We start from the raw sequence: 14,053 nt of genomic DNA on the forward strand, positions 1-14,053 counted from the left end.
TTCTACGGGGGGTGCGGGCCACACCCTTGTCCGCAAGGAACCTGACATCTAACATTTCAGTTCATGGAGGCCCTACGACCGCTGCACCGCACCCTGCTGAGGGACCGCGCCTACGAGTCCATCAGGGACGCCATCGTGGCGGGGGAGATCGAACCCGGCGCGGTGGTCCGCGACGCCGACCTGGCCGAGCGGCTCGGGCTGTCCCGGGCTCCGGTGCGGGAGGCGTTCGCGCGGCTGGTCGACGAAGGGCTGCTGGAGAGCAAGCCGCAGAGCTACACCCGGGTGACCCCGGTCGTCGCCGCCGACGTACGGGACGCGGCGGCGGTGGTCGGCGCCATGCACGAACTGGCGACCAGGGTCGCCGTACCCCGGCTGCGCCCGGCGGATCTGAACGCCATGCGCGCGGCCAACGAGCGCTTCGACACCGCCGTACGGGCCGGTGACGTGGACGGGGCCCTGCGTGCCGACGACGAACTGCACGACGTCCTGGTCCGGGTGAGCGGCAACCGTGCGGCCGCCGCCACCGTCGCCCGCTACACCCCGCTCATCCGCCGGCTGGAGCGGCGGCGCTTCGGCGAGGGCGGCTCGTGCCGTTCGGCCGGGCTGCACGAGCGGCTCATCGAGGCCTGCGCGGACGGTGACGCGGAGGCGGCGGTCCGTGTCACGGCGGACATCTGGCGCACCCTCGCCGACCTGGCCGACCCCGACTGATCCAAGGAGGCCCCGTGTCCCTGTCTTCCTTCGAGCGCTACCCGCTCCTGTTCGGCCCCTCCCCGGTGCACCCCCTGGAACGGCTCACCGCCCACCTCGGCGGCGCCCGTCTGTGGGCCAAGCGGGAGGACTGCAACTCCGGGATCGCGTACGGCGGGAACAAGACCCGCAAGCTGGAGTACCTGGTCGCGGACGCCCTCGCGCAGGGCTGCGACACGCTCGTGTCGATCGGCGGGGTGCAGTCCAACCACACCCGGCAGGTCGCCGCCGTCGCCGCCCGCGCGGGACTGAAGTGCGTGCTGCTGCAGGAGAGCTGGGTGGAGTGGCCCGACTCCGTGTACGACAAGGTCGGCAACATCCTGATCAGCCGGCTCGCCGGGGCCGACGTACGGCTGGTGCGGGCCGGGTTCGGGATCGGGTTCAAGGAGAGCTGGGAGCAGGCGCTGCGGGAGGTCGAGGAGGCGGGCGGGAAGCCGTACGCCATCCCCGCCGGGGCCTCCGACCATCCGCTCGGCGGGCTCGGGTTCGCCGGGTGGGCCCATGAAGTCGCCGAGCAGGAGCGGGAGCTGGACGTCTTCTTCGACACCGTGATCGTGTGCTCGGTGACCGGCTCGACCCAGGCCGGCATGGTCGCGGGGTTCCGGGCGCTGGAGGAGGCGGGCGGGCGGCCGCGGCGGGTGATCGGCATCGACGCGTCGGCCAAGCCCGCCGCCACCCGGGAACAGATCGCGCGCATCGCGCACAACACCGGCCGACTCATCGGCGTGGAGCAGGAGTTGACCGAGTCGGACATCGAACTGGACGAGCGCTATCACGCGGGGATCTACGGCATCCCCGACGACTCCACACTGGAGGCGATGAAGCTCGCCGCCCGCACCGAGGGCATGGTCACCGATCCCGTCTACGAGGGGAAGTCGATGGCCGGGCTCGTCGATCTGGTCGGGCGCGGGGAGATCGCCCGGGACTCCACCGTGCTCTACGCCCACCTCGGCGGCCAGCCCGCACTCAACGCCTACAGCGCCCTGTTCTAGCCGACCTGCGGCCTCTGTCGCAGGTGGTCACCGGGCCGGGATCGGCTGAGTGAGGTTCACCGGGTTGCCGTCGGGGTCCTGGATGTGGGCGACACGCTGGCCCCACGGCATGTCGTTGGGGCCACTGCGGACCGAGCCGCCCAGCGCCGCCACCCGGCCGAGCGTCTCGTCGACATCGTCGACACCGATGCTGAGCAGGATCCGCGGTGCCGCTCCGGTCCCCGGGTCCTCCTTGGCCACCAGCCCGAGGTCGGTGTCGCCGATGCGCAGGCCGAGGTAGAAGGCCGGGCCTGTTGCCGGTACCCGGAAGATCTCCTCGGCGCCGAACAATTTCGTATAGAAGCCGAGCAGGACGTCGTGGTCGGCAGTCAAGATCACTGGCTGGATGGTGGACATGGCGCTCCTGTCGAGAACGGTCGTGTCGCCGGGTAGACCGTTCAAGGAGGGTGAACTCATCGGCCACTCCGCTGTGTCGGATCCGGTCCGCTGACGCGGGGCGCCCCCTGGAGTCGGGGGCGCCCGTGGGCGTCGGGTGGTCGGTTACAGCGCCTGTGCCGCCGGCTTCACCATGTTGCGGACCGTGCGGGCCTTGACGAAGTCGCCCATCGCGGTCATGTCCCACTCGCCGGAGAACTGCCGGATGAGCTTGGCCATCATCACGCCGGTCTGCGGTTCGGCGTTGGTGAGGTCGAAGCGGACCAGTTCCTCGTCGGTCGTGGCGTCCAGGAGACGGCAGTAGGCCTTGGCGACCTCCGTGAACTTCTGGCCGGAGAAGGAGTTGACCGTGAAGACCAGGCCGGTGACCTCCTGCGGGAGCCTGCCGAGGTCGACCACGATCACCTCGTCGTCGCCCCCGCCCTCGCCCGTGAGGTTGTCGCCGGAGTGCTTGACCGCGCCGTTCAGGATCGTCAGCTTGCCGAAGTAGCAGCTGTCGATGTGGTTGCGCTGCGGGCCGTAAGCGATGACCGAGGCGTCCAGGTCGATGTTCTTGCCGCGGTACGCCGGCTCCCAGCCGAGGCCCATCTTCACCCGGGAGAGCAGCGGACTGCCGCCCTTGACCAGGGACACGGTCTGGTTCTTCTGGAGGCTGACCCGGCCCTTGTCGAGGTTGATCTTCCCGGTGCCGGGCGCCTGGGCGGGCGGGGCCGGGGGCGCGGCGGGCGGCGGGGGTGCAATCGACGGCTGCGCCGCGGGCGGCGGCGGGGCCATCGGCTGCGGCGGCGCGACCTGGGCCGGTGCCGGTTCCTCCACGGTCACACCGAAGTCGGTCGCGATGCCCGCGAGCCCGTTGGCATAGCCCTGGCCGACCGCGCGGGCCTTCCAGGCGCCGTTGCGGAGGTAGATCTCCACGACCACCAGCGCCGTCTCGGTGCCGAGCTGCGGGGGCGTGAACGTGGCCAGGACGGTGTTGTCGTCGGCGTTGCGGATCGTGGCCGTCGGTTCGATGCCCTGGAAGGTCTGGCCCGCGGCGTCCGGGCTCGCGGTGACCACGATCTTCTCGATGCCCGGGGGTACGGCGGTGGTGTCGACCGTGATCGCGTCGGGGGCCGTGCCGCCTCCCGAGCGGTACGTCACGCCCGGGCCGCTCGGCTGGTTGTAGAAGATGAAGTCGTCGTCGGAGCGCACCTTGCCGTCGGCGGTGAGCAGCAGGCTCGATACGTCGAGCCGCACCGGTGCGGCGACGTCCACCGTCACGCGGGCGGCGGACAGGGGGATGTTCGAGCCGGGGGTCATAGCTGTCATGCCGGGTGAACGAGCGGGACCGCTTTACCGTTCCCTTACCCGGCGACCATTCGGACGATCCGGTTCAGCGGGTGTTGCGGGGGTGGTTGCGGGCGGTGTGTTCGTTGCCCCGGCGGTAGTTTCCGGTCCAGCGGGCCATGACGAGCTGCGGGTCTCCGGCGTCCACCTCGGCGAGGAACCGTGCCGCTCGTGCGCCGTTCAGGGTGGCTGCGGGGCGGTTGTGGTGGGTGATGCGGACGGTGCCGCTTGCGTGGGCTTCGTAGGTGAATCCCTGGGGGCGTGGCATGCGGGGATGGTAGGGGGGCCGGTGGGGGCTGGCCCAGTTGTCTTCGCCCCCGCCGCCCCTACCCGTCCCATCCCCAGGGGCTCCGCCCCTTCGACCCCGCCAGGGGGCTCCGCCCCCCTGGACCCCCGCTCCTCAAACGCCGGAGGGGCTGGGGTGAGGTCCATCGGCGGGGGGCTGGGGTCAGGCCAAACGCCGGAGGGGCTGTGGTGAGGTCAATCGGCGGAGGGGCTGGGGGGGTGAGGTCAATCGCCGGGGGGCTGGGGTGAGGTCAATCGCCGGAGGGGCTGGGGTGAGGCCAAGCGCCGGGGGGCTGGGGTCAGGCCAAACGCCGGAGGGGCTGGGGTGAGGTCAAACGCCGGGGGGCTGGGGTGAGGTCAAACGCCGGGGGGCTGGGGTGAGGTCAAACGCCGGGGGGTTGGGGGGGTGAGGGCAATCGCCGGGGGGCTGGGGTGAGGTCAATCGCCGGAGGGGCTGTGGTGAGGCCAAGCGCCGGAGGGACCGGGGTGAGGTCAATCGCCGGGGGCTGGGGTGAGGTCAATCGCCGGAGGGACCGGGGTGAGGTCAATCGCCGGAGGGCTGGTTTCGAAGGGAACCTCCGGTGCCATCTCTCACGGCACCACCACGATCTTGCGGCCCACCCCCGACGCGAACTGGTCCAGGGCCTGCGGGTAGCGGTCCAGGGGGATGCGGTCGCTGATGAAGACCTCCGGGTCCAGGACGCCGTTCGCGAACAGTTCCGCCGCTCGCTCGAAGCTGTGCAGGACCGCCATGGAGCCGGTGATGGTGATCTCCTGGTTGTAGATGCGGTACGGGTCGATGGTGACCCGCGTCGCGTAGTCGGCCACGCCGAACTGCAGGAACGTGCCCGCCTTGGCCACCCGGTCCAGGCCGTCCTGGATCGCCGCCGCGTTCCCCGTCGCGTCGACCACCACGTCCCAGCCCTGCGGCCGCTCCAGCTCGTCCGCGTTCGCGGCGGACGCCGACACGCCGAGCAGGCGGGCCGTCTCCAGCCGGGCCGGGTTGACGTCCACCATGTCCACGCTGGCCGCGCCGGTGCGCTTGGCGAGCTCCAGCATCATCAGGCCCATGGTCCCGGAGCCGTAGATCAGGACGTGTGCGCCCAGCCGCGAGCGCAGGACGTCGTAGCCGCGTACCGCGCAGGACAGCGGCTCCACCAGGGCCGCGTCCTGGGTGCGGACGTGTTCGGGGAGCTTCACGCAGTTGGCCACCGGCGCCACCGCGAACCGCGCGGCTCCGCCGGCCGTGGTCACGCCGATCGCCGCCCAGCGTTCGCAGAGGTTGTTGTGGCCGGTACGGCAGTAACGGCACTCGTGGCAGTACAGCGACGGGTCCACCGCCACCCGGTCGCCGACCGCGACCTCGGTGACCTGGGTGCCGACCCCGACCACCTCGCCCGCGAACTCGTGCCCGGGGACGATCGGCAGCTTCGGCGCGAACTCGCCCTGGAGGATGTGCAGGTCCGTGCCGCACAGGCCGCAGGCGGCCACCTCCACCACGACCTCGCGTGGGCCCGGCGTCGGGTCGGGGACCTCGGCGACGACGGCACGGCCCACGGACTCGATGACGGCGGCCTTCATTTCACGGCTCCCAGCGACAGGCCCTGGACCAGTTTGTCCTGGGCGGCGAACCCCGCGGCGAGCACCGGCAGGGAGATGACGAGCGACGCGGCGCACACCTTGGCCAGGAACAGGCCCTGGCTGGTGATGAAGCCGGTCAGGAAGACGGGGGCGGTCTCGGCGACGACGCCGGTGAGCACACGGGCGAAGAGCAGCTCGTTCCAGCTGAAGATGAAGCAGATCAGGCCCGTGGCCGCGATCCCGGGCAGGGCGATGGGGGCCACCACCCGGGCCAGGACCGTCGGCAGCCGCGCCCCGTCCACCCTCGCCGCCTCGATCACGGCGATGGGCACCTCGGCGAGGAACGACTGCATCATCCACACCGCGATCGGCAGGTTCATGGCGGTGTAGAGGACGACCAGCAGCCAGATGTTGTCCAGCATCCCGGCGTTCTTCGCGAACAGATAGATCGGCAGCAGGCCGGCCACCGCGGGCAGCATCTTCGTCGAGAGGAAGAAGAACAGGACGTCCGTCCACTTCTTCACCGGGCGGATCGACAGGGCGTACGCGGCCGGGAGCGCCAGCAGCAGCACGCACACCGTCGAGACCACCGACGCCACGGTGGAGTTGATCAGCGCGGGCCACGGGCTCGCCCCGCCGCCCGTGCCGAAGAACTCGCGGTAGCCGTCGAGGGTGAGGGCGGCGGTGAAGGACGGCGGGTTGGTCGCCGCGTCCTGCTCGGAGTGGAAGGACGTGAGGGCCATCCAGGCGATCGGCAGGAAGAACAGGATCCCCGCCAGCCAGGCCACCAGACCCAGGCCGAGGCCCTTGCGCCGTACGGCGGTTGTGGTCATGCGCGGGACACCTCCTCGCGGAACAGCGACGACACCACCCGCAGGGCGAAGGTCGCGATGACGATCGAGCCGATGACCACCAGGACGCCCGCGGCCGAGGCGAGACCGTTCTCATGGGCCTGGTAGAAGCTCTGGTAGACGGTGTAGGGCAGGTTGGCGGTGCCGAGACCGCCGGAGGTGATCGTGAAGACCGCGTCGAAGTTCTGGACGATGTAGATCGACCCCAGCAGGGCGCCGAGTTCGAGGTAGCGGCGCAGGTGCGGGAGCGTGAGGTGGCGGAAGATCTGCCAGTCGCTCGCGCCGTCCACCCGGGCGGCCTCGATCTGCTGCTGGTCCCGGCTCTGCAGACCGGCCAGCAGGATCAGCATCATGAAGGGCGTCCACTGCCACACCAGGCAGGCCTCGACCGCGAGCAGCGGGTTGTTCGAGATCCAGTCCGGCTGTGGGCCGCCGACATAGTGCAGCAGGCCGTTGAACAGGCCGTACTCGGGGTTGTAGAGGACGTGTTTCCAGAGCAGGGCCGCGGCGACCGGGACCACCAGGAACGGGGCGATCAGCAGGGTGCGGACGACGCCCCGGCCGCGGAACCTGCGGTCGAGGAGCAGGGCCAGCGCGAGGCCGAGCACCAGGGCGGCCAGCACCACCGCCGCGGTGAGCAGCACCGTCGTCCACACCGAGTGACGCAGGTCGGCGTCGGTCAGGACCTCGCGGTAGTTGTCGAGGCCGGTGAAGTGGCGGGCCTTGGGATAGAGGGCGTTCCAGTCGAAGAAGGAGATCACCAGCGTGGCCACGAACGGGAGCTGGGTCACGACGATCATGAAGACGAGGGCGGGCAGGAGCGGGGCCCGGGTGGCCCAGGCGCGCAGACGGGCGGAGGGCTGCCGCGAGGCGCGTACCGGTGTGGTCGTCAGGGGTGCTGTCGTGGTCGCGGTCATCGTCCCTCGTACTCCTTGGAGATCTTCTCGGCGAGCCGCTGGGACTTCTTCAGGGCCGAGTCGACGGACTGGCGTCCGGCGATGGCGGCGCTGATCTCCTGGGAGACCCTGGTGCCGAGGTCGGTGAACTCGGGGATGCCGACGAACTGGATGCCGGGCGCGGGGCGGGGCTGCACGCCGGGGTCGTCGGGGCGGGCGTTCTCGATGGCGTCCTTCGTCATGTCCTGGAACGCGGCGGCCTCCTTGCGGTAGGCGGCGTTCGTGTAGGTCGACGCGCGCTTGCCCGCCGGGACGTTCGACCAGCCGCTGGTGTCGCCGACCAGCTGCTCGTACCGCTTGCTCGACGCCCAGGAGACGAACTTCCAGGCCTTGCCCGGGTTGCGGGAGGCTTTCTGGATGCCCCAGGCCCAGGTGTAGAGCCAGCCGGAGGAGTCCGTCTTCTCCACGGGGGCCGGGGCGTAGCCGAGCCTGCCCTTGACCGGGGACTTGGCCGCCTCCAGCAGGCCCGCCGCGGACGTGGCGTCGTACCACATGGCGACCTTGCCCTGGGTCATGTTGTTGAGGCACTCGGCGAAACCGGACTGGGCGGCGCCCGACTCGCCGTGCTCGCGCACGAGGTCGACATAGAACTTCGTCGCCTTCTCGAACTCGGGCGAGTCCAGGTGGGCCTTCCACCGCTGGTCGAACCAGGTGCCGCCGAAGGTGTTCACGACGGTGGTGAGCGGCGCCATCAGCTCGCCCCAGCCGGGCAGTCCGCGCAGACAGATGCCCTTCATGCCGGGCTCGGCGCCGTCGGCCTTCGCGGCCAGGTCGGCCACCTGGGTCCAGGTGGGGTGCGCGGGCATCGTCAGGCCCTTCTTCGCGAAGACGTCCTTGCGGTACATCAGGAAGGACGACTCGCCGTAGAAGGGCTGGCCGTAGAGCCTGCCGTCGTTGCCGGTCAGGGACTGGCGCATCGGCCCCAGGACGTCCTGTTCGTCGTAGGAGTGGTCCTTGGTGACGTACGGGTCCATCTCGTGCAGCCAGCCGTTGCGGGCGTAGATCGGTATCTCGTAGTTGGAGAGGGTGGCCACGTCGTACTGGCCGGCCTGGTTGGCGAAGTCCTGGCTGATCTTGTCGCGGACGTCGTTCTCGGGCAGGACGGTGAAGTTGACCTTGATGCCGGTCTCCGCGGTGAAGTGGGCTGCGGTGAGCTTCTGCAACTCGGTCATCTGCGGGTTGTTGACCATCAGGACGTTGAGGGAGTCGCCGCCGGAACCGGACCCGCCCGCCCCGGACCAGCAGCCGGAGAGCAACGGGGCGAGCAGCGTCCCTGCGGCGGCCATGGCGAGCGCGGCTCGCGGCCTCCGTCGGCTCTGGGTGCGCATGGATCGCTCCTGGACGTATGGGGGATGGCGTATGGGGGAGTGACGTATGGGGGGATAAGGGATTTCGACGGGCGCGCGAATGCCCCGTGCGGTGGCGTCGGCTCCTCAGACCCGGATGACCTGTGGTCCCAGCAGTGAATAGCGGTGGGCCTCGGACACCGGCAGCAGCGTGCTCGTCACGATCGTCTCCAGCGCGCCGACCTCGGCGAACCGGCAGAAGCTGACCGCCCCGAACTTGGTGTGCACACCCGCGAAGACCGTGCGCCGCGCGGCCCGGATGGCCTGCGCCTTGACCTCGCTGACCGCGGGGTCGGGGGTGGTCAGGCCGTGCTCGCGGGAGATGCCGTTGGCGCCGATGAAGGCGAGGTCGAGGACGAAGCCGGCCAGCATCTTCGTCGTCCAGTGGTCGACGGTCGCCAGCGTGCCGGGCCGGACCCGGCCGCCGAGCAGCAGTACCGAGACGTGCTCGGCCCCGGCGAGGGCGCCCGCGACCGGGAGGGAGGCGGTGACCACGGTCAGCGGCCGGTCCCTCGGCATGGCCTCGGCGATGAGCTGCGGGGTGAAGCCCTCGTCGACGAAGACCGTCTCCGCGTCGCCGAGCAGTTCCGCCGCCGCGGCCGCGATCCGGCGCTTCTCGGGCACATGGCTGGTGGCGCGATAGGCGAGTGTCGTCTCGAAGCCGGCGCTCTCCACGGGATAGGCGCCCCCGTGCGTGCGGCGCACCAGGCCGTGGTCCTCCAGGGCGCGCAGATCGCGCCGGACGGTCTCCTTGGCCACGCCCAGCCGGACGGCGAGCGCGGTGACGTCGACCGAGCCCGTGGCTCGCGCGGCACGCAGAATCTCGCGCTGTCGTTCCTCCGCCGTACTGGTGCTCATGTCGTCACCCGCTTCCCTGTGGAACCGCCCGTTCGGGCCATGGGGGCAGTTGTACAGCGGGTGCGCGGCTCTGACCAGGTCTGTTGCCGGTTCGATGCTGCCCGTATCGGCCCGTTCACGGATCGGTGTGCCCGCCTCGGACCTGCGTGGCTTCGGGAGGGGACGTGAGAGCGGGCAGCGCCCGTGCCCGAATGCGGGGGCGGATGGGTCCGATCGGTGTCCGAATGCCTGGGAGGGCGGGCCCGTTCATGCATGGGCGGGCGGGCCCGTTCGGATCACGCCCGACTGTCCGTGAGAGCGATCGCTTCGCGTCCCTCGGAGTGATCCTCGCGCGTCCCTCAGTACGGCCAGATCGGCGGGTCGTTCACGAAGTGGCCGCCCAGATGGCTGTGGGCGGGGTTCTCCGGGTCCAGCTCGCCGTGCTCGGCGATCAGCTTCTCGGCGTACGGCTCGGAGTCGTCCCGCGGTTCGTACCCGAGCGCCCGCGCGCTCGTCAGGTCCCACCACAGGCGCGTGTTGGCGGAGGAGCCGTAGACGACGGTGTGGCCGACGTCTTCGGCGGTGAGGGCCGCGTGGAAGAGGCGGGCGCCGTCGGCGGGGCTCATCCAGACCGAGAGCATGCGCACACCGGTCGGCTCCGGGAAGCAGGAGCCGATGCGCACGGAGACGGTCTCCAGGCCGTACTTGTCCCAGTAGAACTGGGCGAGGTCCTCGCCGAAAGCCTTGGACAGGCCGTAGAAGGTGTCCGGGCGGTGCGGGGTGTCCACCGGGATCAGGGGGTCCGTGCCCCGGGGGGTCGGGGTGAAGCCGACGGCGTGGTTGGAGGAGGCGAAGACGATGCGCGGCACACCCTCCTGGCGGGCCGCCTCGTACAGGTTGTAGGTGCCCTCGATGTTCGACTTGAGGATCTTCTCGAAGGGCGCTTCCAGTGAGATGCCCGCGAGGTGCAGGACCGCGTCGACGCCCCGGACCGCCTCGCGCAGTGCCGCGGTGTCGGAGAGGTCCGCGGTGATCGCGTCCGGCTCGCCCTCGACGGTGCGCACGTCGAACAGGCGCAGCTCGTAGCCGTACTCCGGCAGGAGGGTCCGCATCAGGGTGCCGAGGCCGCCGGCGGCGCCGGTGAGCAGGACGGTGCGGGGAGCGGGCATCCACGGTCTCCTTGGCTCAACGATCGCATCGTATTCATGCGTGGATCGCATTCATGCCTGGCATTCACATTCATGGACACGCTAGGGAGGGCTGACCTGGCTAGTCAAGTGTGGCGTGGCGTGCGGAAATCTGCTGCCCTGTTGCTCGTTTGTCCGCTTGACCGGTCCCGAGAAGGGCCCGTAGCGTGGTCGCGTTCAGAAATATGGACGCCGATCAGAGACATGCACCGACAGGGAGCGCCCGTGACGCCAGCCCCTCTCGCCGCCCGACTCCGTGTCCCGAGCGGACCGCTGTTCTTCCCCGTCACGGCCTACGGCCCCGACGGCTCGGTCGACCTCGACGTCTACCGCACGCATGTGCGCCGGGGCGTCGAGGCAGGTGCCGCCGCCGTGTTCGCCTGCTGTGGCACCGGGGAGTTCCATGCGCTGCTGCCCGAGGAGTTCGAGGCCTGCGTCAGGGCAGCCGTCGAGGCGGCCGGGGGGCGGGTGCCGGTGGTCGCGGGCGCCGGGTACGGCACCGCCCTCGCCGTCCGCTACGCACGGCTCGCCGAGGGCGCCGGTGCCGACGGGCTGCTGGCCATGCCGCCGTACCTCGTCGTCGCCGGCCAGGAGGGACTGGTGCGGCACTACGGCGAGGTGGCCGCGGCGACCGGCCTGCCCGTGATCGTCTACCAGCGGGACAACGCCGTGTTCACCCCGCCGACCGTCGTCGAGCTGGCGCGCACCGAGGGGATCATCGGCTTCAAGGACGGCCTCGGCGACCTCGACCTGATGCAGCGGATCGTCAGCGCCGTACGCGCCGAGGTCCCCGGCGACTTCCTGTACTTCAACGGGCTCCCGACCGCCGAGCAGACCCAGCTCGCCTACCGCGCCCTCGGCATCACCCTCTACTCCTCCGCCGTGTTCTGCTTCGCGCCCGAGATCGCCCTCGCCTTCCACCGCGCGCTGGAGTCGGGCGACGAGACCACCGCGCACCGCCTCCTCGACGGCTTCTACCGGCCGTTCGTCGAACTGCGCGCCCAGGGCCGCGGTTATGCCGTCGCCCTCGTCAAGGCGGGCGTACGGCTGCGCGGACTGGACGTGGGGGAGGTGCGGCCTCCGCTGCAGGAGCCGACCGAGGACCACGTCAAGCAGCTCGCCCGGATCATCGAGCACGGCTACGCGCTGCTGGAGGAGGACGCGTGAAGGCGTCGGCGTTCGTCTACCCCTGGGACGTCGTCGGGGACCCGGAGGCAGCCGCCTGCATCGCCGCGCTCGGGGTGGCCCAGGCGACGCTGGCGGCCGCCTACCACTCCACGCGCGCGCTGACCCCCCGCCACCCGCGCCACCGTGTCGTCACCGCCGAGCACGCGGCCGTGCTGTATCCGCCCGGTGACCGCTGGACGGGCCGCACGATACGCCCGTACCCGGCCGGGGACTGGGCGCCCGGGGATGCCTACGGCACGGCGGCCGCGGCGCTCGCGGCGGCCGGCCTGGAGGTGCACACCTGGGTCGTCCTCGCGCACAACTCCCGCCTGGGCGCCGAGCACCCGGACACCTCCATCGTCAACGCCTACGGCGACCGCTACCCCTGGGCGCCGTGCATCGCGCAGCCCGCCACGCGCGCGTACCTCGTCGACCTGGCCGCGGAGGCCGCCGTACGGCCCGGAGCCCGGGGCACCGAGCTGGAGTCCCTCGGCTGGTACGGCCTCGCGCATCTGCACGCCCACGACAAGACCGGCGGAGTCGGCCTCGGGGAGGCCGGCCAGTACCTGATGTCGCTCTGCTTCTGCCCCGCCTGCCGGGCCGGGTACGGCGGACAGGGCCTGGACCCCGACGAGCTGGCCACCGCCGTACGGGCCGCCCTGGAGCCGCTGTGGCAGGGGGCGCCCGACGACGGAGGCTGGGCGGGCGTGGAGAAGCTCCTCGGCGTACAGCGGGCCGCCGGCACGCGCGCGTGGCGCGAGGAAACCGCCCGCACCCTCCAGGAGGAGGCCGTCGCCGCGGTCCGCGCGGCCGCGCCCGACGGCTTCCAGGTGCTGCTCCACGCGGACCCGGTGACGTACCACTGCGGTGCCAACGCGGGCGTGGACCCGGCGCACATCCTGTCCGTCGCGGACGGTGTGGTCGTGCCCTGCACGGGCGGGCTCGGTCCGCTGACGCCGTTCGCGGAGCAGGGGCGCGCCGACGCCGTTCTCGCCGCCAACTTCACCGTGGTCTCCGGGATGGGCGGCACCCCCGGCACACTCGCGGCGGACGCGGCCCGGGCGCGGAACCTGGGGGCGACGGAACTACGGCTGTATCACGCCGGGTTGGCGTCGGACGGGGACCTGTCGGCGGTGCGGGAGGCCCTGTCCGGGCGCTGAGCCAGGGAGGCGGCCGTCGCGAGCAGCGCCAGCCCGAACAGGACCAGCAGCAGACGGTGGTCGGCCAACTCGACCAGGGCCGCCCCCACGGCCAGCCCGATCACGTTCGGCGTGAAGACCAAGGTGTTGGCGGTGGCGGTCGCCCGGCCCAGCAGCGGTCCCGGGATCTCGTGCTGTACGGCGGTGAACGCGGCGATCAGCACGCACGGCAGCCCCAGGCCGATCGCCCCGCTGCACACCAGCGCCACCGGGTCGGACGGGATCCCCCGCGCGGCCACCGCGACAGCCGTCAGCGCGATCCCGGCCGCCGCGAACCGGCGCTCGCCGAGCCGGCGCATCGCGGGACCGGAGGCCAGCCCGACCGCCACCGAGCCGGCGCCCTGGACCGCGTACAGCACGCCGGAGTAGGCGGGGGCGTGCCCCAGGCCGTCCACGACGGCATAGGTCATGGTGCTGCTCAGGGCGGCGAAGAACATCGTCGCGCCACCCGCCAGGACCAGTCGGCGCAGCCCGGGACGCGCCCACAGACGCCGGGCACCCTCGGCGGTCCGCTCCCGCCAGGTGCCGGCCGGCCGCTCGGGCCGCTCCTCGTGGACGCGGATCAGCACCCACAGGGCCGCGGCCAGCGCGAACGTGACCGCGTCCAGGCAGGCGACGGTCGGCCCGCCGTACGTCGCGTACAGGCCGGCGCCCGTGAGCGGGGCCACCAGCTTCATGCCCTCCACGACGGTCGTCCGCAGCCCGTTGAAGTCACGGAGGAGATCCGGGTCCACGGTGGCGGCGAGCAGGGCGGACTCGGCGGGGTCGTGGACGACGACCGTGGCGCCGTACACGAACAGCACGGCGAACAGGAGCCAGAGGTCCGCCCGGGAACCGACGCCGAAGAGGGTGGGCAGGAGACCGGCGAGCCCCAGGTTCGTCCAGATGAGCAGCGGTTTGCGGCGGACGCGGTCGGCGATCGTGCCGAGCGCCGGGCCCAGCAGCGTCGGCGCCCAGATGGCGAGCATGCACAGGGCGGCCAGGCCGTTCGAGCCGGTGAGGTCCTTGACCCACACGCCCGACGCGAGCCCCAGCGCGGACGTGCCGAAGGCGGACACCACCACGCTCGTCAGATACAGCCCCGCGTTGCGGTCCAGGAGGACGCGGGTCATGGTCCAGTTCCTCGTCATACCCGGTCATC

14 protein-coding genes are annotated in these 14,053 nt (G+C 71.4%); 4 read left to right on the forward strand and 10 right to left on the reverse strand.

The window, feature by feature from the left end:
* Positions 1 to 63: 63 nt before the first annotated feature.
* Together AB0I54_RS19645 and AB0I54_RS19650 are read left to right on the forward strand one after the other, a co-directional pair.
* A complete protein-coding gene (locus AB0I54_RS19645) occupies positions 64 to 711 on the forward strand; it encodes a GntR family transcriptional regulator (protein ID WP_363297278.1) in 648 nt (215 codons plus the stop codon).
* 14 nt (positions 712 to 725) lie between these two features.
* Positions 726 to 1,742, forward strand: a complete 1,017-nt coding sequence (locus AB0I54_RS19650; protein WP_363297279.1) for a 1-aminocyclopropane-1-carboxylate deaminase — start codon at positions 726 to 728, stop codon at positions 1,740 to 1,742.
* 27 nt (positions 1,743 to 1,769) lie between these two features.
* On the opposite strand, the gene AB0I54_RS19655 is transcribed toward AB0I54_RS19650, so the two are convergent.
* The 9 genes from AB0I54_RS19655 to AB0I54_RS19695 all read right to left on the reverse strand — a co-directional run bounded on the left by AB0I54_RS19655 (position 1,770) and on the right by AB0I54_RS19695 (position 10,528).
* The gene (locus AB0I54_RS19655; RefSeq protein ID WP_363297280.1) at positions 1,770 to 2,138 is read right to left on the reverse strand and encodes a VOC family protein; all 369 of its coding nucleotides are present in this window, start codon (positions 2,136 to 2,138) and stop codon (positions 1,770 to 1,772) included.
* A 144-nt stretch (positions 2,139 to 2,282) separates the two neighbouring features.
* Positions 2,283 to 3,476 carry a TerD family protein gene (locus AB0I54_RS19660; protein ID WP_363297439.1) on the reverse strand — a complete coding sequence of 398 codons (1,194 nt, stop codon included), beginning with the start codon at positions 3,474 to 3,476 and terminating at the stop codon, positions 2,283 to 2,285.
* Positions 3,477 to 3,549: 73 nt separating this feature from the next.
* Positions 3,550 to 3,771, reverse strand: a complete 222-nt coding sequence (locus AB0I54_RS19665; protein WP_363297281.1) for a hypothetical protein — start codon at positions 3,769 to 3,771, stop codon at positions 3,550 to 3,552.
* 608 nt (positions 3,772 to 4,379) lie between these two features.
* On the reverse strand, positions 4,380 to 5,369 hold the full coding sequence (locus AB0I54_RS19670) for a zinc-dependent alcohol dehydrogenase family protein (RefSeq protein WP_363297282.1): 990 nt from the start codon (positions 5,367 to 5,369) through the stop codon (positions 4,380 to 4,382).
* Positions 5,366 to 6,202 (reverse strand): carbohydrate ABC transporter permease, encoded by an 837-nt coding sequence (locus tag AB0I54_RS19675; protein ID WP_363297283.1) that lies wholly within the window; start codon positions 6,200 to 6,202, stop codon positions 5,366 to 5,368. The genes AB0I54_RS19670 and AB0I54_RS19675 overlap by 4 nt, the downstream gene beginning before the upstream one ends.
* Complete coding sequence (locus tag AB0I54_RS19680) at positions 6,199 to 7,137, reverse strand: sugar ABC transporter permease (RefSeq protein ID WP_363297284.1); 939 nt, start codon at positions 7,135 to 7,137, stop codon at positions 6,199 to 6,201. The genes AB0I54_RS19675 and AB0I54_RS19680 overlap by 4 nt, the downstream gene beginning before the upstream one ends.
* Positions 7,134 to 8,504 (reverse strand): sugar ABC transporter substrate-binding protein, encoded by a 1,371-nt coding sequence (locus tag AB0I54_RS19685; RefSeq protein WP_363297285.1) that lies wholly within the window; start codon positions 8,502 to 8,504, stop codon positions 7,134 to 7,136. The genes AB0I54_RS19680 and AB0I54_RS19685 overlap by 4 nt, the downstream gene beginning before the upstream one ends.
* A gap of 105 nt (positions 8,505 to 8,609) precedes the next feature.
* Positions 8,610 to 9,380, reverse strand: coding sequence for a DeoR/GlpR family DNA-binding transcription regulator (locus tag AB0I54_RS19690; RefSeq protein ID WP_363297286.1), 771 nt, complete (start codon positions 9,378 to 9,380; stop codon positions 8,610 to 8,612).
* A 338-nt stretch (positions 9,381 to 9,718) separates the two neighbouring features.
* Positions 9,719 to 10,528: an NAD(P)-dependent oxidoreductase gene (locus AB0I54_RS19695; protein WP_363297287.1), complete on the reverse strand. Its 810-nt coding sequence runs from the start codon at positions 10,526 to 10,528 to the stop codon at positions 9,719 to 9,721.
* A gap of 243 nt (positions 10,529 to 10,771) precedes the next feature.
* Between AB0I54_RS19695 and AB0I54_RS19700 the strand changes: the two genes are divergently transcribed.
* On the forward strand, positions 10,772 to 11,713 hold the full coding sequence (locus AB0I54_RS19700) for a 5-dehydro-4-deoxyglucarate dehydratase (RefSeq protein ID WP_363297288.1): 942 nt from the start codon (positions 10,772 to 10,774) through the stop codon (positions 11,711 to 11,713).
* On the forward strand, positions 11,710 to 12,873 hold the full coding sequence (locus AB0I54_RS19705) for a hypothetical protein (protein ID WP_363297289.1): 1,164 nt from the start codon (positions 11,710 to 11,712) through the stop codon (positions 12,871 to 12,873). Before AB0I54_RS19700 ends, AB0I54_RS19705 begins: the two co-directional genes overlap by 4 nt.
* Here AB0I54_RS19705 and AB0I54_RS19710 read toward each other — a convergent pair.
* Positions 12,810 to 14,042 (reverse strand): MFS transporter, encoded by a 1,233-nt coding sequence (locus AB0I54_RS19710; protein ID WP_363297290.1) that lies wholly within the window; start codon positions 14,040 to 14,042, stop codon positions 12,810 to 12,812. The two genes, AB0I54_RS19705 and AB0I54_RS19710, sit on opposite strands and share 64 nt — an antisense overlap.
* Positions 14,043 to 14,053: the final 11 nt, after the last annotated feature.

Origin of the sequence: Streptomyces sp. NPDC050625 (assembly GCF_040654755.1) — a bacterium.
Lineage (GTDB): Bacteria > Actinomycetota > Actinomycetes > Streptomycetales > Streptomycetaceae > Streptomyces.